The sequence below is a fragment of the Rhodoblastus acidophilus genome (genome assembly GCF_025961575.1).
Taxonomy (GTDB): domain Bacteria; phylum Pseudomonadota; class Alphaproteobacteria; order Rhizobiales; family Beijerinckiaceae; genus Rhodoblastus; species Rhodoblastus acidophilus_C.
On record NZ_JAOQNX010000018.1, the window covers coordinates 12,647 to 30,765 of the forward strand.

Sequence of the window (18,119 nt, forward strand, 5' to 3'; positions counted from 1 at the left end):
AAAAAATCACAATCGCTCTGGTCGCGAGGGGGCTTAGCTTTCGGCCTCGCGAGCTAAGCTCCCTCTGCTTGATCGGCGCGTTTCATTGATCGCGCTCGCCATGGCTGTCGGGGATTCTTTCCCGTCCAGCCCACGGTTGTGTAGCTGAAATGTTTCAGGCCAACACCGCGTCAATTCCAGCATGAACTCCGTAAATTGAGACGGCTTCTCTTTGCTGTATTTGCTGTTCCCCGCGCTCGTTGGCAGCCTTAAGGCGCTAAAGACGCGATCAATATCGCGCAGCATCTTCGCCCACGCTGTCGATGTCGGCGTCTTTGGCCAGAGCGGATCACGCTGGGATGGGCCAATGTCTATTGTTTCGGGGGGCGACAGGCTTTTGGCTGCTTTGGCGATTCGCGACACAACGCGAACCGCGTCGGCCAGCGGATTCGCGCTCTCGATTGCAGCGGCCATGGCTATGTCAAAATCGCTGTCACCGCTTCGACAGGCAGGCGCTAGGTCCAGCGGATTGAGCAAAGCCTCGCTCAGAATGTCGCGCGTCGCCAACATCTCCCGCGAATCGGTTTCGGATGAAAGCAGCGACACGAGTTCATTGGCCGCGCTCTCGATCTTGGCGACAAATTTTCTCACGGTCACCGCGTTGAACGCCAAAATTTCGGTTTCGCGCGCATAGAAATAGCGCCGGGAAATTTCGCTGATTGCAATCCTGGCCCTGTTAGAATTGTCCTTAAAGTCGAGATCGCATTTATCCGCGATGCCGTCCCAATCGCGCTTGCGAAGGCTCCAAGCCGGAAGTTCGGGCTCAGCGTAAAAGCTGCCCACAATATCACCCCGCTTGCTACGGCGTCGCTTCGGCTTGTCGTCTTGATCGTCTTCCATCCAGGTTGCCTTAATGCGTGGCGCGCGGGCCTGATGTTGAGGCTCGCGCGCTAAAACGAAGAAGGCCGGCAGATCGCCGGCCCTCCGCTTATTCGGTAAGTTGCCTGAGCTCCTTCGCCGCCGCCTCCCGGCGCGCATCGATCCAGGCGGCTAGGTCGTTGACGTGGACCCCACGCGCCGCGCGCTTGCTCCCTTCGATACGGACGAGCGGAAGCTTAATTTCGCCTCTGTCAACCTTCTGCACGAACTTTACCGGCTCCAGATGGGTGAAGAAGTCGGCACAGACCTTCTCCACCGGGATAATGGGCAGGCCGTCGTAGCGCGCCAAGAGCATCCATGCGGTTTTCATCGGGCCGCTCCTGCAAGCTGGAGCGCACCGTTGGCGATCACCATGGCGAGCGCACGAGCCGAGCCCGGCGCGTCGTTGGTGAACTCAGGGTCACGGTCGGTTTCAAGGCTCAGTGCTTGACTGATCCAAGCGAGGTCGGCCAGCGATCCGACAGGGTGGGAAGCGATCAGCTCACGAAGCGCCCAATGGCGATCCACCACCGCGCCGTATTCAGTGTCATCCATTGCGGTTGGCGGATCGCGCAGAATGGCGTCGACCTTCAGCAATTCGGAAAACAGACGCTTGATCGGAGATTTTCCGGTGTTATCTTTCTTTGACATGATGCGAAACCCTTCTTCGCGTTATGATGGTCGGGATTGAGGCGTAGCAGCGCCTCGCCCGGCCGCTTTATCGGGCGGCGAGATTGCCGCCAGATTTCTTATGCAGCGTCGCATTCCGTTTTCGGCTGCACGCCACCGCGCATTTCGGCGCACTGGCTCGCCCACCAATCCATCATTCGGACGCGCTCATCCCAAAAATCCGCCCTGGCGTAAGCCTTGCGGATCGAATCAGCGTCTTCATGGGCAAGCTGGCGCTCGATTGCATCGGGATGCCAAAGCCCGCATTCGTTGAGCATTGAAGATGCGGCGGCGCGAAAGCCGTGGGCACTCATCTCGTCTTTCTCGAACCCAAGCCGGCGCAGAGCGGCATTCAGCGTGTTCTCGGACATGCAGCGCGTCGCGGAGCGCGTGGATGGAAAGAGGTATTTGCCCCGTCCGGTCATCTGCTGCATGTCTCGGAGAATTTCCAACGCACGCGGCGACAACGGAACGCGGTGGGGCCGGCGCATTTTCATCTTTTCAGCCGGGATGGTCCAGAGCGCGCGATCCATGTCGAACTCGGCCCATTCAGCGGCGCGAAGTTCTCCCGGTCGAACAAAGGTCAACGCGAGCAATTCCAGCGCGGCCCGTGTCTCTGGCGCGCCGGCGTAGCCATCAATGGCGCGAAGCAACCCGCCAAACGCCTTCGGCTCGATGATCGCGGCCCGGTGTTTCACGACCGGCGCGGTGAGCGCGCCCTTAAGCGCCGAGGTCGGATCGTTCTCTGCGCGTCCGGTGGCGATGGCGAATCGGAAAACCTCGCCAATAGAGGCGCGCATCTTTTTCGCCGTCTCTAACCGCCCGCGCGCCTCGACAACCCGGAGCGCAGCAAGAACCTCGGCGGACGAAAGTTCCGCAATGGGTCGCGCGCCGATGACCGGGCGCGCGAGCGCCATATACCAACTGAAATGTTCCAACGTCCCTGCCGCTTTGCCTTCGCGGCGCTTCTTCTCCAGCAATTCGGCGGCGAGCGCATCAAACGTGGCCTCAAGAGACGCGGTTCGCGTGGACTTTGCGATTTTCTTGATGACGGAAGGGTCTTGGCCGGCGTCGATTTGCTTCTTCGCCGTCTCGCGCGCCTCGCGGGCTTCTTTCAGGCCGACCGACGGGTAAACGCCGATGGCCAGCGCTTTTTGCTTGCCGGCAATGCGGTAGGCCAGCCGCCATCTTTTTGCGCCGTCAGGCGTCACCCATAGCTGTAAGCCGCCGCCGTCGCTCAGCTTCACGACCTTCGGCCCAGGCTTGGCATTTTTGCATTGGAGATCGGAGAGCGACATTGTTGGTACGCACCGCGTTGGTAATTCGGCTTACCAACGAAGTTACCAACAATTTCCCCGACTGCAAGCGGGGGTCAACGACCATCCCCGAACGCCAGCGGAACAATGAGTGCTAGTGAATTCAGGTACTTGAGTACGTTTGCGATCTTCAACGAACGTCAGCGAAGGTAAAAGTGGTAGCGGAGGAGGGACTCGAACCCCCGACACAAGGATTATGATTCCTCTGCTCTAGCCGGCTGAGCTACTCCGCCCCGAACACGAGCCGCGCTCGCGTTTGAGTGCGCGGTCTATAAGACGCCCCACCCTCCCCTGTCAAGGAAGGGCAAGCGCCTAAAACAGCTTTTCAATCCGCGTCAGCGTAAACAACCCCAATGGCGCGATCTTCCGGCGCTCCACCAGCTTCAAATCTTTGCGCGAAGCGATCCAGTCGCCAAGAATCGCCCAGGGAAATTCCGGCCGCCAGCCCAGCGACGCCGAGCGCTTGCCCATCCAGCGCTCGATCCAGGCGATCGGACCTGCTTCCGCCCCCACGTGATTCACCAGGACGATCTCGCCGCCGACCCGCGTCACCCGCGCCAGTTCCGCCATCGTCGCCTGCGGGTCCGGCACGACCGTCAGAACATAGGGCGCCACCGTCGCGTCGAAAGTTCCGTCAGCGAAAGCGAGCCGCGTCGCGTCCATCACGCACAGGCCTTTCACGCGCGTGAGCGAATCGCGGGCGATGCGGTCCTGGGCGCGGCGCAGCATGGGCTCGGAGAGATCGACGCCCACCAACTCCACATCGGCGTCGAACATCGGCAATTCCAGGCCGGTGCCGACGCCGACATCCAAAACCTTGCCGCCCAGCCGCTGCGCCGCCGCCACCGCCGCGCGGCGGCCCGGCGCCATCACCGCGGTGAAGGCCAGGTCGTAGATCGGCGCCCAACGGGCATAGGCCTCCTCGACATGCGCGTTTTCAATCTGCGCGAGATCGCGCGGCATTTGATTCATGCTCTTTTCCGGCGAATCGCCGGCTCCTCTTGGGCGGATTCCGCGCTGCGGATGAAACCGCCGCCGAGAACGCGCGCGCGGGCGTCCTCATTCTCATAAAACACACAAGCCTGTCCCGGCGCGACGCCGTTCTCGCCCTCGACGAACTCGACGACGATCTCGTCGCCGCGCCGCAGAATCATCGCCGGCGCCGGCGGGCGCGTCGAGCGCACCCGCGCCGCGATCTCGCGCCCCAGCGCGTCATCCAGCGTTCCCGGCCCGATCCAGTTCACATCGCGCAATGTGACCCGCTTGGTCGACAGGGCCTCGCGCGGGCCGACAGTGACGCGGGCGTTGGCCGCATCGATCCGCACCACATAAAGCGGCTCCCCGCCGGCGCTGGCGCTAGCGCCGAGCCCCAGGCCTTTTCGCTGGCCGATGGTGTAATTCATCACGCCCGCATGGCGGCCGAGCACGCGGCCGTCGACATGGACGATGTCGCCGGGCGTCGCCGCTTGCGGCGCCAGTTTTTCCACGAGGTCGCTGTAGCGGCCGGTCGGGACGAAACAAATGTCCTGGCTATCCGGCTTTTCCGCGACGCCGAGGCCGAGGCGCCGGGCGTGCTCGCGCACCTCCGGCTTGCTCATTTCGCCCAGCGGGAAGCGCAGCAGGCGCAATTGTTCCCGCGTGGTCGAAAACAGGAAGTAGGACTGGTCGCGGTCCGGGTCCAGGGCGCGGTAAAGCGCCCTCTCCTCTTCCCCATCGCCGCGCGAGCTTTGCTCGTCGCGCCGCGAGGCGATGTAGTGGCCGGTCGCCAAAATATCGGCGCCGAGGTCGCGGGCCATGCCGAACAGGTCGATGAACTTGATCTGGCTGTTGCAGGCCACGCAGGGAATGGGCGTCTCGCCCTCGGCATAGGATTGGGCGAAGGCGTCGATCACCTTGGCGCGGAAATTCTGCTCGTAATTGAGCACATAATGCGGAATGCCGATCAGGTCCGCCGCCTGGCGCGCGTCGTAAATATCCTGGCCGGCGCAGCAGGCGCCCGGCCGATGCTCGATCTCGCCGTGGTCATAGAGCTGCATGGTGACGCCGATGACGTCATAGCCCTGCTCCTTGAGCAAGCCGGCGACCACAGAGGAATCGACGCCGCCCGACATGGCGACGACGACGCGGGTCTGCGCCGGCGGCTTGGCCAGATCGAGGGAATTTTTGGCGTGCGTCATCATCTGGGAGGGAACTTTCCTGCGGCGGAGCCTCCGGTCTTTGCGGAGACCTCGGGGCCACCCCTCTTCAATAAGGGTTCAACCGCCCGATTTCAACGCGCCCGGGCCAAAAGAGGGCGCGCCCGGTTCGTCGCGGGATGGTTAACCATGCATGTGCAGGCGCCTCAATTGGGGACAGTTTGGCCGCGCTGGAAAGGAATTGGCAAGAAACCGACGCCCAAACAAGCATTTATAGGTCGATTTGCACCCTCGCGCGAAAGTGTTTCTTAAGCGGCCAGCTTTACTGTCGGTAGCCGTAGTAAGGGTTCTCCGCGTAAGTGAGTGAGTAGCATGACCGAGCCCCATCGCCCGAGGGTCAAATATGTCATTGGTCCAGATGGCAGCCCGCTGACCATCGCCGATCTCCCCCCGCCCTCCACAAAACGTTGGGTCATCCGGCGCAAGGCCGAAGTCGTCGCCGCGGTGCGCGGCGGGCTTTTGTCGCTGGAAGAGGCGTGCAGCCGCTATACGCTGACGGTGGACGAATTCCTGTCCTGGCAGATGTCGATCGACCAGCATGGGCTCGCCGGTTTGCGCACGACGCGGTTGCAGCAATATCGGCAGTAGGCTTTTTGATCCCAGGGGTTTTTGACGCCGGCCGCAGGGCCGGCGTTTTTATTTGCGCCTTGAGATATTTTTGCCGCGCGAGATGGACGAACGAACGGGGCCGGCTTGGAGCCTAACCCTATTTCGGCTCCGTCGGCTCCCGCTTCTCTCCGGCGGTCTGATGATGGTGGACGATCGCCTCCCTGAGCCGCCGCTTTTCAAAGCCGAGCACGACGAAAACCGCGAGGCCGAGCGGGATCAGCAGGTACAGCAGACGGAACAGCAGCAGCGCCGCCAGCACCCCGTCCTGCGGCGCGCCCGGCATGGCTTTCAGGAAGACCAGTTCGAGCACGCCCAGCCCCCCCGGCGCGTTCGAGGCCAGCGCCGCCGAAAAGGAGAAGATGAACACCAGCAGCACCACGACGAAACCGGGATTGCCGGCCTCCGGCAGGGCGAAATAGATGATGCCGGCCGCCCCGATCAGTTCGGCGGGCGCCGCGATCAACTGTCGCAGCACGATCGGCAGGCGCGGATATTCGATCCGCGTGCCCTTGATGGTGAGCGAGGGAAGATGGAAGGCCGAACCGGCGACATAAAGCGCGACCGCGCCGACCAGAGCGGCGCCGATCCATTGGGCGCTGCGCGGGTCGGCGAGCCAGGGCCGCAGGAATTCCGGCATCAGGCCGCCGATCCGCGCCAAAGCATGGGGCTGGATCAGCAGGCCGGCGCCGCCGAGCAGAACCTCGCCGAGCACGAAGGTCAGCGAGCAGAGCGCGACAAGAATGGCGACCTGCCCCGCGCTCAGCCCCTTGGAGGTGTAGCCGCGATAGCGCACCGCCGCGCCTGAGACCACGGAGGCGCCGATATTGTGCGAGAGCGCATAGGTGGTGAAGGAGCAGGCGGCGACGAAGCGCCAGGAAATATTTTTAATGCCCAGATGGGTCAGGGCGATCCGGTCATAGGCGGCGAGCGCGGCATAGGCGAGCAGGGTCGACAGCACCGCCAGCGCGTAATGGGTCGCCGGAATGGCCCGGAAGGCCGCGATCAGTTGCGGACCGAGCTGCTGTCCGGCGAATTCGCGGTAAAGCAGCCAGAAAGAGACCCCGACAGCGCCAAAGCCGATCGCCGGCCAGATGTAATCGAGGTTGCGTTTGATGAAATCCATGCGGGACCTGCGAGCCGGCGCCCGCCCCGAGGGGGCGCCATCGTCCGAAACGCCTGCTGGCCCGGTTTCGTCCAGCACAGGCAAATCTTCGCGCGAAGCGCACAGGCTTTCAGAAGACGTTTCGGGGAGCATTCAGGCGATTCCCACGGCCGCGCGCAAAGGAACGGTCTGTTTGCTACAGGCGCGGCCGCAAGGCAAGCTTTCCCTCAGGCGCGCGCGCCGCGCAGGCCGGAGAGGTCCATGGCGTCGCGGGCGAGGTCGACCAGCGCCGGACCCTTTTCGCGGCTCTCCAGAACCTGCGCCTTCGACAATTCGTCATTGGCGAGATCGAGGGCCGCCCGCGCCTCTTCGAGCTGGTGCTTCAGCTCGTCGGCGGAATGGGCGAGATTGTCGCGCCTCGTGCGCGCCGCGCGCGCATAGGTCGAATAGGCGTAGTGGTTTTGGTCCTTGACCCCGGTGCGCTGCTCCTCGGCGGCGATTTCCCGGTCCAGGTCTCCCGCCATGCGGCCGAATTCCGCGATCATCATTTCGATCTGGGCGACGCGGCGGCGTTTTTCATCCACCTGGAATTTTTTCAAACGGACGAGCGTATCCCGCGACTTCATGCCAGAAACTCCAATACGCCAAGCTGCAAGGCCTGTTCCACAAACTTGATGGTTCCGCGAGACAGGGGAACATTGGCCCAGGGAGGTTGCCGTTTTATTACCCGCGCGACATTTTTTCGCCTGAATCCGAAAAATGCAGGGAAGGCCCAAAAATCGCGGCGCGGCGTTCAGGCTTCGTTAACCGCCATGTTTAACACTCGCTTCAGGCCCGCCGTAAAGCTCCGCTCAAGCGGAGCGCGATATGGGCGGAGGAAGCTGGGCGAGAGGGCGGAACCCTCGTTTTCGCACGGTTTCCGCAGGAAATTTTCTCCCGGCGGATACGCCGCGGCGACTCAACGAGGATAATGACCGAGACCGCTTGCCAGGGTGAATCAGGTTTTGTTAACCATTCGGCGTTAAGCTCGTTCGGTAATGATTCGCGTCGACGCTCGCGTTCAGTCGGGGGACAAGGCCGGCGGCCGGTCAGGCGCCGTATTCTTTGGGCGGGGTGAGGACTTCACATGCGCGTATTATTGATCGAAGACGACAGCGCCACCGCGCAAAGCATCGAATTGATGCTGAAGTCCGAGAATTTCAACGTCTACACCACCGACCTGGGGGAAGAGGGCATCGACCTCGGCAAGCTCTACGACTATGACATCATCCTGCTCGACCTGAACCTGCCCGACATGTCCGGGTATGAGGTGCTGCGCACCCTGCGCGTGGCCAAGGTCAAGACTCCCATTCTGATCCTCTCCGGCCTCGCCGGCATCGAGGACAAGGTGAAGGGCCTCGGCTTCGGCGCCGACGACTATCTGACCAAACCGTTCCACAAGGACGAACTGGTCGCCCGCATCCACGCCATCGTGCGCCGCTCCAAGGGCCATGCCCAGTCGGTGATCGCCACGGGCGACCTGATCGTCAACCTCGACCAGAAGACCGTCGAAGTGAACGGCGCCCGCGTGCATCTGACCGGCAAGGAATATCAGATGCTCGAGCTGCTTTCGCTGCGCAAGGGCACCACCCTCACCAAGGAAATGTTCCTCAACCACCTCTATGGCGGCATGGACGAGCCGGAGCTGAAGATCATCGACGTCTTCATCTGCAAGCTGCGCAAGAAACTGGCGAACGCTTCCGAGGGCCGCAATTATATCGAGACCGTCTGGGGCCGCGGCTATGTGCTGCGCGAACCCTCCGACGCCGACGAGCGCATCACCGCGTGAGGGGATGACCCCTTCCCGTTCCAAACCCCGCCCGACCGGCGGGGTTTTGTTTTTTGGGCCTGATGAGGGGAACCGCCGCCAAAAGCTTGCGGAAACCCGTAATGGATTGGGGCGCGGCGACCCGCTATGGTCGGGTCGTGGTTGGGTTTCCCAACCCGGCGCTCGCAGCCCAAAGCCCAAGGGCTCAACAGCGCAATGTCCGCCGGCAAAAATCTCCTGGGGAGGCGATTTTTTTGCCGGCGGATTTTTTTGGGCTGAGCAATACGAGGGATTGGCCCCTGGACGGGGCCGCCCCCAATTAGACGGCGGCGGCCGTTTCCGTCCCGCGCGCCCGGCGGGCGAACACTTTGTTCAAAGCCGAGACATAGGCGCGCGCCGAGGCGACCAGCGTGTCCGGGTCCGCGCCCTTGCCGGCGCAGACCAGATCGCCTTCGGACAGACGCACCGACACTTCCGCTTGCGCGTCCGTGCCTTCCGTCACCGCATGGACCTGGAACAGCTCCAGCTTGGCCTCGTGGGGGACCAGGGCGCGGATGGCGTTGAAAATGGCGTCCACCGGGCCGTTGCCGGTGGCCTGCCAGGTCTTCTGCTCGCCATCGACCTGCAAGGTCAGCGCCGCCGATTGCGGCGCCTTGGTCCCCGCCATCACCGACAAGGCGACGACCTGGATGCGCTCATGGGCGTTGGCGATCTCGTCGTCGACCAGCGCCGCAATATCCTCGTCATAGACGATCTTTTTGCGGTCGGCCAAATCCTTGAAGCGGGTGAAGGCGACCTCCAGGCCGTTGTCGCCCAGATCATAGCCCAATTCCTTCAGCTTCTCCTTGAACGCGTGGCGACCGGAGTGCTTGCCCATCACCAGCGAGGTTTTGGAGACGCCGACCGACTCCGGCGTCATGATCTCATAGGTATGGGCGTTCTTCAGCATGCCGTCCTGGTGGATGCCGCTCTCATGGGCGAACGCGTTCCGGCCGACGATCGACTTGTTGTACTGCACCGGGAACGAGGTCACCGCCGACACCAGTTTTGAGGCGCGGTTCAACAGAGTGGTGTCGATGCGGTTGGTGTAGTGCAGCACGTCGGCGCGGGTCTTCATCGCCATGACGATTTCTTCCAGCGCCGCATTTCCGGCGCGCTCGCCGATGCCGTTCACCGTGCATTCGATCTGCCGCGCGCCGCCCTGGACGCCGGCGATGGAATTGGCCACCGCCAGGCCCAAGTCATTGTGGCAATGGACGGAAAAAATCGCCTTGTCGGAGTTCGGCACGCGTTCGCGCACCATCTGGAACAAAGCGCGATATTCGTCCGGCGTGGTGTAGCCGACAGTGTCGGGAATGTTGATCGTGGTGGCGCCGGCATTGATCGCGGTCTCCACCGCGCGGCACAAAAAGTCGTGCTCGGTGCGGGTGCCGTCCTCGGCCGACCATTCCACCGAAGCGACATGGTTGCGGGCGCGGGAGACGGAGGACGCGATCAGTTCCAAAACCTTTTCCGGCTCCATCTGCAGCTTGTAGCGCATATGGACCGGCGAGGTGCTGATGAAGGTATGGATGCGCGGGATGCGCGCATGTTTCACCGCTTCGGCGCAGCGATCGATGTCCTTGGCCTGGGCGCGGCACAGACCGGCGACGGAGGCGTTTTTGACGCGGCGCGCGATTTCCGACACGGAGTCGAAGTCGCCCTGCGAGGCGATGGGAAAACCGGCCTCCATAATGTCGACGCCCAACACGTCCAGCAATTCGGCAACTTCCAGCTTTTCCTCGAACGTCATGGAGGCGCCGGGGCATTGCTCGCCGTCGCGCAAGGTGGTGTCGAAGATATAAACGCGGTCTTGATCGGTCATGATCGTCTCCAATTGGGACGCCCTTTGGCCTGCCTTAGATTTTTTGGGCATAACGCGCAAGCGTGCGAGGCCGAGAGCGAAAAACTCGGGTTGAAATAACGATCCCCTGAGCGCCCAGGCAAAGCCCGGCCGGCCCTCAGGGGTTGATAAGGAGAAGGAGGTTTCCGAGCTCAAACGCAGACGCCGTCAGCGCTTGGGGCGCGACGTTCAGCAAGGGCGTCTGGTTGGCGACAGAGGTCATGCGGCTCTCGGACAGGCAGGGCCTGGATAGATCTAGATAACCGATCTGGCGGCGCCAGAGCAAGCGAATTCCGGAACAAAGGCGTCGCGAAAAGGGTTGGCCCGGCTTCCGGTCAAAGGAGGTTTGGATGAAACGCGTTCTCCTGTCCGCCGTCTTTCTCGCGGCGGCGACCCCGGCCTTCGCCTTCGAGCGGGAAGTCAACAATGTCTGGTGGGCCGTGTTCGAACACTATAACGGCGGCGATCAGACCGCCTGCATCACCGAGAATTACAACAATTTTCCCGTGCAGGCCGTGTTCGAAATCTTTCCCGCCGCCGACCCCTATGGCGCGCCGGCGCCGACGCAAATGGTCATGACGCTCGCGCCGTTCCAAACCGTAAAAGTCTGGGGCTGGGCCGACGTCCCCGGCCCCGGCCCGCGCTGCGAATTGCGGGGCTCCGGGCCGATCCCCTAACCCGAGATCAGCCCGGACTCGCGCAAGAGTTTCCCGACCACCTTTTTGTCGGCCCATTTGACCAGCGCATCGCGGATTACTCCGGGAAAGACCGCATCGACCGTCTTGCCGTCGCGCAACGCAGCGGCCGCCGCCAGAAGCTTTCGGAGGTCATAGGTGGAATTGCACACCTCCGGTACGGCGCGCTCGACATTGAGCAGCGTGTAGACCGCCTCCATCGGCGTGCGCACCGAATATTCGGTGGTGAAAATGCAGTCCCTCTCCCGGGACTCGGCGAACTGGCCGATGAAGGCGAAGTTTTTCGACCCGTCGGGGACGACGTCGGGCCGATCCCCCTTCTGCCGCGGCATGAAGAAAGCGGTGACATAGGGCATCATCACCGGCACGGTCTTGGCTCCGGTCGCCGCCAGTTCGGGGATTTGCTCAAGCGGCGCGCCGAGATGATAGAGCCATTCCTGGGTGATTTCCTCGCCGGTGCAGGCCTGCATCGGCTTTTTCACGTAATCGCCGAGTCTGTCGACGAACAGCGCATAGACCCAGGACACGATCTGGTCCTTCGGCTGCGCCTTGAAATGCGGCTGGCGGTTGACCGTCCAGCTCATCAGCCAGCTCGAATCCTTCACCGTGACAATGCCGCCGGTGACCACCTTGCCGCTGAACGGGTCGCGCTTGGCGATGTTTTCGATCAAGGCGGGAATGCGCGCGTCCAGCGTGGTGACGGTCGCCGATTCCCACTTGGTCTCGGCAATATGCCCGCCAAACACATCGGGACGCCCGAACGCCGGGTCTTTTTCCGCAATGCGCCGCCACAGATCCCAGGCGGGCGCCGGGCCCTCGTTGAGTTTTGCGGGCGTAAAATGGTCGCCGCAGTCGGAATTTTCGGTGAGCGAGCCGATGGTGATGAAAAGCAGATCGTCCGGTCCGAGATCGACGCCCCCTGCCCCGCCCCGCTCGCGCCAATGGATCCGCGTCGCCTGCTTGCTGTCCGCCGTGAGAGCGAAATCGACGTCGGTGACTTGCACCCCGTAGCGGAATTTGACTCCGCGTTCGATCAGCCATTTGTGCAGCGGCAGCACCAGGGATTCATATTGGTTGTAGCGCGTGAATTTTAGCGTCGAAAAATCCGGCATGCCGCCGATGTGATGGATGAAACGGTGCAGGTAGAGCTTCATCTCCAGCGCCGAATGCCAGTCCTCGAAGGCGAACATGGTGCGCCAGTAGAGCCAGAAATTGCTGGCGAAGAATTCGGCGCCAAATACCTCGTTGATGCGCTTGTTCTCGACGCTCTCGCGGCTGGCGAGGAAGAGTTGGGCGATTTCGCGCTGGGCGCGGCGGCTGAGCGTGAACAGGCCGTCGGTCCGCGCGTCCTGCCCCCGGTTCGCCGTGGCGCGCTGCAGCGAAAAATTCGGATCGTCCCTGTTCAGCCAATAAAATTCGTCCAAAACGCTCGCGCCCTCGATCTCCAGCGAGGGGATCGAGCGGTAGAGGTCCCACAGGCACTCGAAACGGTCCTCCATTTCGCGGCCGCCGCGTATGACAAAGCCTTTTTCGGGGACATCGGCGCCGTCGAGCGCGCCGCCGGGCAGATCGAGTTCTTCGAGGATGGTGATTTTGTCGCCGGCCATCTGGGCGTCGCGGATGAGGAAGGCCGCGCCGGCCAAAGCCGCCAGCCCCGACCCGACAAACCAGGCCGTTTTGTTGTCTACGCCCTCGGGCTTGCGCGGTCGCGCGAAAGCCTCGTAATTGCCGCTGCCGTAACGCATTGCTTCCTCCGGATTCCCAGGGGGCCGCCAGAGGCGGCGCCCCTCATTTAGACCTTTAGCGCGCGCAAAATGACGCCAATGCGGCGCTCGGCATGGGCGAGGCCGTGCTGGGTTTCGACGATGAAATGAGCCTGGCGGCGCTTGTCGGCGTCCGGAATCTGCTTGGCCAGGATCGCCTCGACTTGGCCCTCATCCATGCCGCCACGGGCGAGAATGCGGGCCTTTTGCACCTCCGGGGGCGCGGTGACGACGATCACCGCATCGACGCGTTTTTGATCGCCGGTTTCAAACAGCAAGGGGATGTCGAGCACGCACAGCGAACGTCCGGCCTTGGCTTGCGCCGCCACAAACGCCCATTTGTTGCGCCGCACCGCCGGATGGACGATTTTTTCGAGCAGAGCAATTTGATCGGGCTTGCCGACGACCGCGTTACGCAACAGGGCCCGATCGACGCGGCCGTCCTTGACCACATCGGGAAAAGCTTCGGCCAACGCCGGGACGATCTCGCCCTCATAGAGCCTGTGCACGCAGGCGTCGGCGTCGAACACGGCGGCGCCCTGGTCCGCGAGCAGGCCGGCCGTGGTGGATTTGCCCATGCCGATGGAGCCGGTCAGGCCGAGTATGCGCATATCGCCTCCCCTCGCCCTTCCTAACCCGACCGGCGGCTCGGCAAAAGAGGCGCGCTGGAGAGCGCTCGGTGAACTCCCGTTCACCGAGCGCTCTCTAGTTCTTTGTTTTGACGCATATTCGCTGACGCGGCCCTCCGGGTCTTCACGCGAACCGGCATCCACTTCGCTCGAAAATGCTCTAGTCCTGTTCGACGGAGATGCGGGCGGTTTCGAGGAAAGACGCCGCGGCTTCGTTCTCATGGGTGTTGACGGCGCGGTGCTGACGAATCGAATCGGAAAAGATTTCGGCGATCTCGGCCTCGGAGAGCGCCCCGGATTTCTTGAGTTTCGTCAGAAGATTGAGCGTTAAAGTGCATGTCGCCAAAGCGGCTTCGTCAATATGCGTCATCTCTTGTGTCCTGTTCGCTTTCGCCAACGAAAACGCATGCTGGCTTTGACCTCGATCTGCCTTGGCTGTGCTCGAACCCGCCCAGAAAAACGCGCGGAAGAAACGCCAAGGCTCAAGGTTTGGACGGCAATTCTGTCATTTTGCGGGTTCGATTGCGGCAAAGTTTTTTTGGACCGCTCCCAGGTCAGTAATGGTTGCGGCCTTGCGCGATCTGCAGGGCGTTCTCGGTCACGCGATAGGCCAGACGATGCTCATGGGTGAGGCGGCGCAACCACCAGCCGGACAGCCGCCGCGTCCAATGGCAATCACTCGGCCTTCATCGCCTTTTCCACCGCCTGCTTAAAACCTTCCTCCTGCTTCAGCTCCTGCGCCTTGACCTGTTCAAAATGTTCGGCGAGCTCGTTTTCGCCCCGCGCCTTGGCTTCGGAGGCGAGGCGGTCGTAGAGCTTGACGTCGTCGTTGATTTCGTCGTTCACGGCCTCGCGCAGGTTTTCTGCATCGTTGCCCACGAGCCGGTACAATTCGGCCCAGCGCAGGAAATGGCCATATTCCATATTGGAGGCCACCTCCATGAGATGGGCCAGCTCGTTCTTGCCAGTCCTGCGCGCCTGTTCGGCGAACAGTTTGAATTTGGCCGCGGCGAAGGCTTCGTCGAGCATGGCCGTTTTGAGCGCCTCCCGCCCCTCGGGACTCCGGGGGGGCTGCGCCTGCGCGGCGCCAGCAAACAGACAGGACAAAGCCAAGATAAAGCTGAGAAAAGCCTTGCACATTTCTTTCACTCCCAAGAATTCGTAAAACGAATTTTTAGGGAGCGAAGTTCCGGCTATTCCACAGTGACGCTTTTCGCCAGATTTCTGGGCTGATCCACGTCCTTCCCCATAATGACCGCCGTGTGATAGGCGAGCATCTGGATCGGCGCGGCATAGACGATGGCGGAAAAATCCGGAGCCATGTCGGGCATGACGATCTCGCCCGCGAGCGACGTCGCCGCCTCCCCGATCGAATGGGCGTCGCCAAGCAAAATGATCTTCCCGCCCCTCGCCGAAACTTCTTGCAGATTCGAAACCGTCTTTTCCAGCACCGGATCGGTCGGGGCGATGACGATCACCGGCAATTGCTCGTCGATCAGCGCGATGGGGCCATGCTTCAACTCGCCCGCCGCATAGCCCTCGGCGTGGATGTAGGAAATTTCCTTGAGTTTGAGCGCGCCTTCCAGCGCCAGAGGATAGGACGGGCCGCGGCCGAGATAGAGGACATCCCTGGCCTTGCCGAGCTGGTGCGAAAGCTGCTCGATGCTCGGCTCCAGCTTCATCGCCTCGGCGAGCAGGCCAGGCACGACCATCAGCTCGTTGACCAGGCGTTTTTCCTCATCGGCGCCGAGCACGCCGCGCGCGCGTCCCAAGGCGATGGCCAGCGACGCCAGCACGGTCAGCTGGCAGGTGAACGCCTTGGTCGAGGCGACGCCGATTTCCGGCCCCGCCAGGGTCGGGGCGGCCACGTCGCTCTCGCGGGCGATGGTGGAGGTCGGCACATTGACCACGCCGATGATCTTCTGGCCGTGGGCCTTGGCGTAGCGCAGGCTGGCGAGCGTGTCCGCGGTCTCTCCGGATTGCGACACCACCAGCATCAGGCCGTTGTCGGGCATGGGGGCTTCGCGGTAGCGGAATTCCGAGGCGACGTCGATCTCCACCCGCAGCCGGGCAAACCGCTCGAACCAATATTTGCCCACCAGCCCGGCGTAATAGGCGGTTCCACAGGCGGTCAGCGTGATGCCGGTCAAGTCCTTGGGGTCGAACGGCAGGTCGAACGGCAGGCGCACGCAATTGTTGGCGAAATCGATGTAATGGGCGAGCGTGCGCGCCACCACTTCCGGCTGCTCGTGAATCTCCTTCGCCATAAAATGCTTGTAATTGCCCTTGTCCACCAGGAAGGCGCTCGCCTGCGTCTTCAGTTTTGCACGCTGCACCACGCGGTTGGATTCGTCGCGGAACTCGGCAAAGCCGCGGCGCAGAATCACCCAGTCGCCGTCTTCGAGATAGGTGATGGTGTCGGTGAAGGCGGCGAGCGCCAGGGCGTCCGAGCCGAGGTACATTTCCCCGCCCTCGCCATAGCCAACCGCCAGCGGCGCGCCGCGCCGGGCGCCTATCAAGAGGTCCTCGAAACCGTCGAACAGCATCCCCAGCGCGAACGCGCCTTTGAGACGCGGCAGTGAGGCGGCGACGGCGTCCACGGGGGAAAGCCCACGATTGATCTGCTCGGTCACCAGATGCGCCACCGCTTCCGTGTCGGTCTGGGTGACGAATTCGTGGCCCTGCGCCATCAGTTCGGCGCGCAATTCGCGAAAATTCTCGATGATGCCGTTGTGCACCACCGCCAGTTTCGACGTGGCGTGCGGATGAGCATTGTTCTCGGTGGGGCGGCCATGGGTGGCCCAGCGGGTGTGGCCGATGCCGATCCAGCCCTTCAGCGGCTTGTCCTGGAGCAGCGCGTCGAGATTGCGCAGCTTGCCCTCCGCGCGGCGGCGCTCGAGATGGCCGTTCTCCAGCGTGGCGACCCCGGCGGAATCATAGCCGCGATATTCCAGCCGCTTCAGCGCGTCGACCAGCGACGTCGCGACCGGACCCTGACTGATGATGCCAACAATTCCGCACATGAATCGATTCCTTTCGCCGCAGAGATGGCGCGAAGCGATAACTCAAGGCAAGTCACGAATGTTTTCAATTCGTAGACTTACTAGTCGGAGGCCTTGGACGACTTGAGCGCCCGCATTTTTGCGCGGAAAGCGGCGGCCCAGCCGGGCTTTTCCACTTGCTGTCCGCGCGCGACCGCAAGCGCGTCGCCAGCAACATCCCGGGTGACCACCGAGCCCGAGCCGACCAGCGCGCCGTCGCCGATCCGGACGGGGGCCACCAGCGAGCAATTGGAGCCGACAAAGGCGTCGGCGCCGATCTCCGTGCGATACTTTAAGAATCCGTCGTAATTGCAGGTGATCACCCCCGCGCCGATATTGGCGCGCGGGCCGATGGTCGCGTCGCCGATATAAGTGAGGTGGTTGACCTTCGCGCCCTCGCCAATCTCCGCCTTCTTGATCTCGACGAAATTGCCGACCTTGGCCTCCCTGGCGAGATTGGCGCCGGGACGCAGCCGCGCATAGGGGCCGATCGTCGCCTGTTCCGCGAGCGTCGCGCCCTCCAGATGGGAGAAGGCATGGATCACCACATGGTCGGCGACGGTGACGCCGGGGCCGAACACGACATGGGGCTCGACCAGCACATCGGCGCCCAATTTGGTGTCGTAGCTGAAAAACACGGTTTCGGGGGCGACCAGCGTCGCCCCGTTCTCCATGGCGGCGCGGCGCAGGCGGTTCTGCAGCTCGGCCTCGGCCTGGGCGAGCTGGACGCGGTCGTTGACCCCCAACACTTCGCCCGCCGGCGCGATCACCAGCGCGCAGGAGGCGCCGTCGGCCCGGGCGATCTCCACCACATCAGGCAGATAAAATTCTTTCTGGGCGTTGTCATTGCCGACGCGGGACAGCCAATCCAGGGTTTTGCCGCCGTCGAGCGCCATCAGCCCCGCATTGCAGCTCCGCACCTTCAATTCTTCCGCGCTCGCGTCCTTGTGCTCGCGGATGGCGGTGAGCGCGCCCGTCGCGTCGGTCAGAAGCCGCCCATAGCCGAACGGATTTTCCGGCTCGAACCCCAGGACGGCGACGCCGGCGCCCTCCGCCAATTTCGCGCGCAAATCTCGAAACGTTTCCGGACGCACCAGCGGCGTGTCGGCGAACAGCACCAGGACGTCGTCAAAGCCCTTCGCAAAAGCCTCGCGCGCCGCGAGCACGGCATGGGCGGTGCCGAGTCGCTCGGCCTGGACAAAAACCTTGGCGTGGGCGGAGGCTTTGAGCGCCTCGGCGGCCACATCCTCGCGGCCCGGGCCGACCACGACGGCCAGTTCGTCGGCGCCGGCCTGCGCCACGGCGTCGAGCACATGGGCGAGCATGGAGCGCCCGGCGACCTGATGCAGCACCTTGGGACGGCTGGAGCGCATCCGCTTGCCTTCACCGGCGGCGAGCACGATGGCGAGGCATTTGCGCATTCTGGTTCCTCCGTCTGGTTTTCCGGCTCTATAGGCGACAGCCTAAATGTGACAAAGCAAAAAATCGCCCTCGCGCCCGCCACAATTTCGGTT

General features: G+C 62.8%; 19 protein-coding genes and 1 tRNA gene. 3 read left to right on the forward strand and 17 right to left on the reverse strand.

Going from position 1 to position 18,119, the window contains the following annotated elements; genetic code table 11:
- Nucleotides 1-33 precede the first annotated feature (33 nt).
- From M2320_RS13510 to mnmA, 7 genes are all read right to left on the reverse strand, one after another.
- Nucleotides 34-879 carry a hypothetical protein gene (locus M2320_RS13510; RefSeq protein ID WP_264597738.1) on the reverse strand — a complete coding sequence of 282 codons (846 nt, stop codon included), beginning with the start codon at nt 877-879 and terminating at the stop codon, nt 34-36.
- 88 nt (nt 880-967) lie between these two features.
- Entirely contained in the window at nt 968-1,228 is a 261-nt protein-coding gene (locus M2320_RS13515) for a pyocin activator PrtN family protein (RefSeq protein WP_264597739.1), read from the reverse strand.
- Nucleotides 1,225-1,548 (reverse strand): hypothetical protein, encoded by a 324-nt coding sequence (locus M2320_RS13520; protein ID WP_264597740.1) that lies wholly within the window; start codon nt 1,546-1,548, stop codon nt 1,225-1,227. The genes M2320_RS13515 and M2320_RS13520 overlap by 4 nt, the downstream gene beginning before the upstream one ends.
- Nucleotides 1,549-1,646: 98 nt before the next feature.
- The gene (locus M2320_RS13525; RefSeq protein WP_264597741.1) at nt 1,647-2,864 is read right to left on the reverse strand and encodes a tyrosine-type recombinase/integrase; all 1,218 of its coding nucleotides are present in this window, start codon (nt 2,862-2,864) and stop codon (nt 1,647-1,649) included.
- Nucleotides 2,865-3,038: 174 nt separating this feature from the next.
- A tRNA-Met gene (locus M2320_RS13530) sits at nt 3,039-3,115 on the reverse strand.
- 79 nt (nt 3,116-3,194) lie between these two features.
- A complete protein-coding gene (locus M2320_RS13535) occupies nt 3,195-3,854 on the reverse strand; it encodes a class I SAM-dependent methyltransferase (RefSeq protein ID WP_264597742.1) in 660 nt (219 codons plus the stop codon).
- Nucleotides 3,851-5,059 (reverse strand): tRNA 2-thiouridine(34) synthase MnmA, encoded by a 1,209-nt coding sequence (mnmA, locus tag M2320_RS13540; protein ID WP_425540687.1) that lies wholly within the window; start codon nt 5,057-5,059, stop codon nt 3,851-3,853. Before mnmA ends, M2320_RS13535 begins: the two co-directional genes overlap by 4 nt.
- Nucleotides 5,060-5,389: 330 nt before the next feature.
- Here mnmA and M2320_RS13545 point away from each other — a divergent pair, with 330 nt between their 5' ends.
- A complete protein-coding gene (locus tag M2320_RS13545) occupies nt 5,390-5,665 on the forward strand; it encodes a DUF1153 domain-containing protein (RefSeq protein WP_088521411.1) in 276 nt (91 codons plus the stop codon).
- Nucleotides 5,666-5,783: 118 nt separating this feature from the next.
- Here the strand turns inward: M2320_RS13545 and M2320_RS13550 are convergent, their stop codons facing one another.
- Nucleotides 5,784-6,800: a lysylphosphatidylglycerol synthase transmembrane domain-containing protein gene (locus M2320_RS13550; RefSeq protein ID WP_264597818.1), complete on the reverse strand. Its 1,017-nt coding sequence runs from the start codon at nt 6,798-6,800 to the stop codon at nt 5,784-5,786.
- Nucleotides 6,801-7,015: 215 nt separating this feature from the next.
- Nucleotides 7,016-7,414 carry a flagellar export protein FliJ gene (locus M2320_RS13555; protein WP_184427832.1) on the reverse strand — a complete coding sequence of 133 codons (399 nt, stop codon included), beginning with the start codon at nt 7,412-7,414 and terminating at the stop codon, nt 7,016-7,018.
- 500 nt (nt 7,415-7,914) lie between these two features.
- Here M2320_RS13555 and ctrA point away from each other — a divergent pair, with 500 nt between their 5' ends.
- Nucleotides 7,915-8,616 carry a response regulator transcription factor CtrA gene (ctrA, locus tag M2320_RS13560; RefSeq protein ID WP_184427833.1) on the forward strand — a complete coding sequence of 234 codons (702 nt, stop codon included), beginning with the start codon at nt 7,915-7,917 and terminating at the stop codon, nt 8,614-8,616.
- A gap of 298 nt (nt 8,617-8,914) precedes the next feature.
- On the opposite strand, the gene M2320_RS13565 is transcribed toward ctrA, so the two are convergent.
- Nucleotides 8,915-10,459 carry a 2-isopropylmalate synthase gene (locus M2320_RS13565; protein ID WP_184427834.1) on the reverse strand — a complete coding sequence of 515 codons (1,545 nt, stop codon included), beginning with the start codon at nt 10,457-10,459 and terminating at the stop codon, nt 8,915-8,917.
- 368 nt (nt 10,460-10,827) lie between these two features.
- Here M2320_RS13565 and M2320_RS13570 point away from each other — a divergent pair, with 368 nt between their 5' ends.
- Nucleotides 10,828-11,154, forward strand: coding sequence for a hypothetical protein (locus M2320_RS13570; protein WP_264597744.1), 327 nt, complete (start codon nt 10,828-10,830; stop codon nt 11,152-11,154).
- On the opposite strand, the gene M2320_RS13575 is transcribed toward M2320_RS13570, so the two are convergent.
- The 7 genes from M2320_RS13575 to glmU form a co-directional block, all read right to left on the reverse strand.
- Nucleotides 11,151-12,917: an oleate hydratase gene (locus tag M2320_RS13575; protein ID WP_264597745.1), complete on the reverse strand. Its 1,767-nt coding sequence runs from the start codon at nt 12,915-12,917 to the stop codon at nt 11,151-11,153. The two genes, M2320_RS13570 and M2320_RS13575, sit on opposite strands and share 4 nt — an antisense overlap.
- A gap of 47 nt (nt 12,918-12,964) precedes the next feature.
- Nucleotides 12,965-13,546, reverse strand: coding sequence for a dephospho-CoA kinase (coaE, locus tag M2320_RS13580; protein WP_264597746.1), 582 nt, complete (start codon nt 13,544-13,546; stop codon nt 12,965-12,967).
- A gap of 178 nt (nt 13,547-13,724) precedes the next feature.
- Nucleotides 13,725-13,934, reverse strand: coding sequence for a hypothetical protein (locus tag M2320_RS13585; protein WP_264597747.1), 210 nt, complete (start codon nt 13,932-13,934; stop codon nt 13,725-13,727).
- A 184-nt stretch (nt 13,935-14,118) separates the two neighbouring features.
- Nucleotides 14,119-14,220 (reverse strand): type II toxin-antitoxin system YoeB family toxin, encoded by a 102-nt coding sequence (locus M2320_RS13590; RefSeq protein WP_319801439.1) that lies wholly within the window; start codon nt 14,218-14,220, stop codon nt 14,119-14,121.
- A gap of 19 nt (nt 14,221-14,239) precedes the next feature.
- On the reverse strand, nt 14,240-14,704 hold the full coding sequence (locus tag M2320_RS13595) for a hypothetical protein (protein WP_264597748.1): 465 nt from the start codon (nt 14,702-14,704) through the stop codon (nt 14,240-14,242).
- 53 nt (nt 14,705-14,757) lie between these two features.
- Nucleotides 14,758-16,587, reverse strand: coding sequence for a glutamine--fructose-6-phosphate transaminase (isomerizing) (gene glmS, locus M2320_RS13600; RefSeq protein WP_264597749.1), 1,830 nt, complete (start codon nt 16,585-16,587; stop codon nt 14,758-14,760).
- An 80-nt stretch (nt 16,588-16,667) separates the two neighbouring features.
- Nucleotides 16,668-18,026 (reverse strand): bifunctional UDP-N-acetylglucosamine diphosphorylase/glucosamine-1-phosphate N-acetyltransferase GlmU, encoded by a 1,359-nt coding sequence (gene glmU, locus M2320_RS13605; protein ID WP_264597750.1) that lies wholly within the window; start codon nt 18,024-18,026, stop codon nt 16,668-16,670.
- Nucleotides 18,027-18,119 lie beyond the last annotated feature (93 nt).

Coding starts and splice junctions, on each gene's coding strand:
- M2320_RS13510 (WP_264597738.1), bottom strand. CDS start 879: ATGGAAGACGATCAAGACGACAAGCCGAAGCGACGCCGTAGCAAGCGG.
- M2320_RS13525 (WP_264597741.1), bottom strand. CDS start 2,864: ATGTCGCTCTCCGATCTCCAATGCAAAAATGCCAAGCCTGGGCCGAAG.
- coaE (WP_264597746.1), bottom strand. CDS start 13,546: ATGCGCATACTCGGCCTGACCGGCTCCATCGGCATGGGCAAATCCACC.
- M2320_RS13570 (WP_264597744.1), top strand. CDS start 10,828: ATGAAACGCGTTCTCCTGTCCGCCGTCTTTCTCGCGGCGGCGACCCCG.
- M2320_RS13535 (WP_264597742.1), bottom strand. CDS start 3,854: ATGAATCAAATGCCGCGCGATCTCGCGCAGATTGAAAACGCGCATGTC.
- M2320_RS13555 (WP_184427832.1), bottom strand. CDS start 7,414: ATGAAGTCGCGGGATACGCTCGTCCGTTTGAAAAAATTCCAGGTGGAT.
- M2320_RS13575 (WP_264597745.1), bottom strand. CDS start 12,917: ATGCGTTACGGCAGCGGCAATTACGAGGCTTTCGCGCGACCGCGCAAG.
- glmS (WP_264597749.1), bottom strand. CDS start 16,587: ATGTGCGGAATTGTTGGCATCATCAGTCAGGGTCCGGTCGCGACGTCG.
- glmU (WP_264597750.1), bottom strand. CDS start 18,026: ATGCGCAAATGCCTCGCCATCGTGCTCGCCGCCGGTGAAGGCAAGCGG.
- M2320_RS13595 (WP_264597748.1), bottom strand. CDS start 14,704: ATGTGCAAGGCTTTTCTCAGCTTTATCTTGGCTTTGTCCTGTCTGTTT.
- M2320_RS13520 (WP_264597740.1), bottom strand. CDS start 1,548: ATGTCAAAGAAAGATAACACCGGAAAATCTCCGATCAAGCGTCTGTTT.
- M2320_RS13585 (WP_264597747.1), bottom strand. CDS start 13,934: ATGACGCATATTGACGAAGCCGCTTTGGCGACATGCACTTTAACGCTC.
- M2320_RS13515 (WP_264597739.1), bottom strand. CDS start 1,228: ATGAAAACCGCATGGATGCTCTTGGCGCGCTACGACGGCCTGCCCATT.
- M2320_RS13565 (WP_184427834.1), bottom strand. CDS start 10,459: ATGACCGATCAAGACCGCGTTTATATCTTCGACACCACCTTGCGCGAC.
- M2320_RS13545 (WP_088521411.1), top strand. CDS start 5,390: ATGACCGAGCCCCATCGCCCGAGGGTCAAATATGTCATTGGTCCAGAT.
- ctrA (WP_184427833.1), top strand. CDS start 7,915: ATGCGCGTATTATTGATCGAAGACGACAGCGCCACCGCGCAAAGCATC.
- mnmA (WP_425540687.1), bottom strand. CDS start 5,059: ATGACGCACGCCAAAAATTCCCTCGATCTGGCCAAGCCGCCGGCGCAG.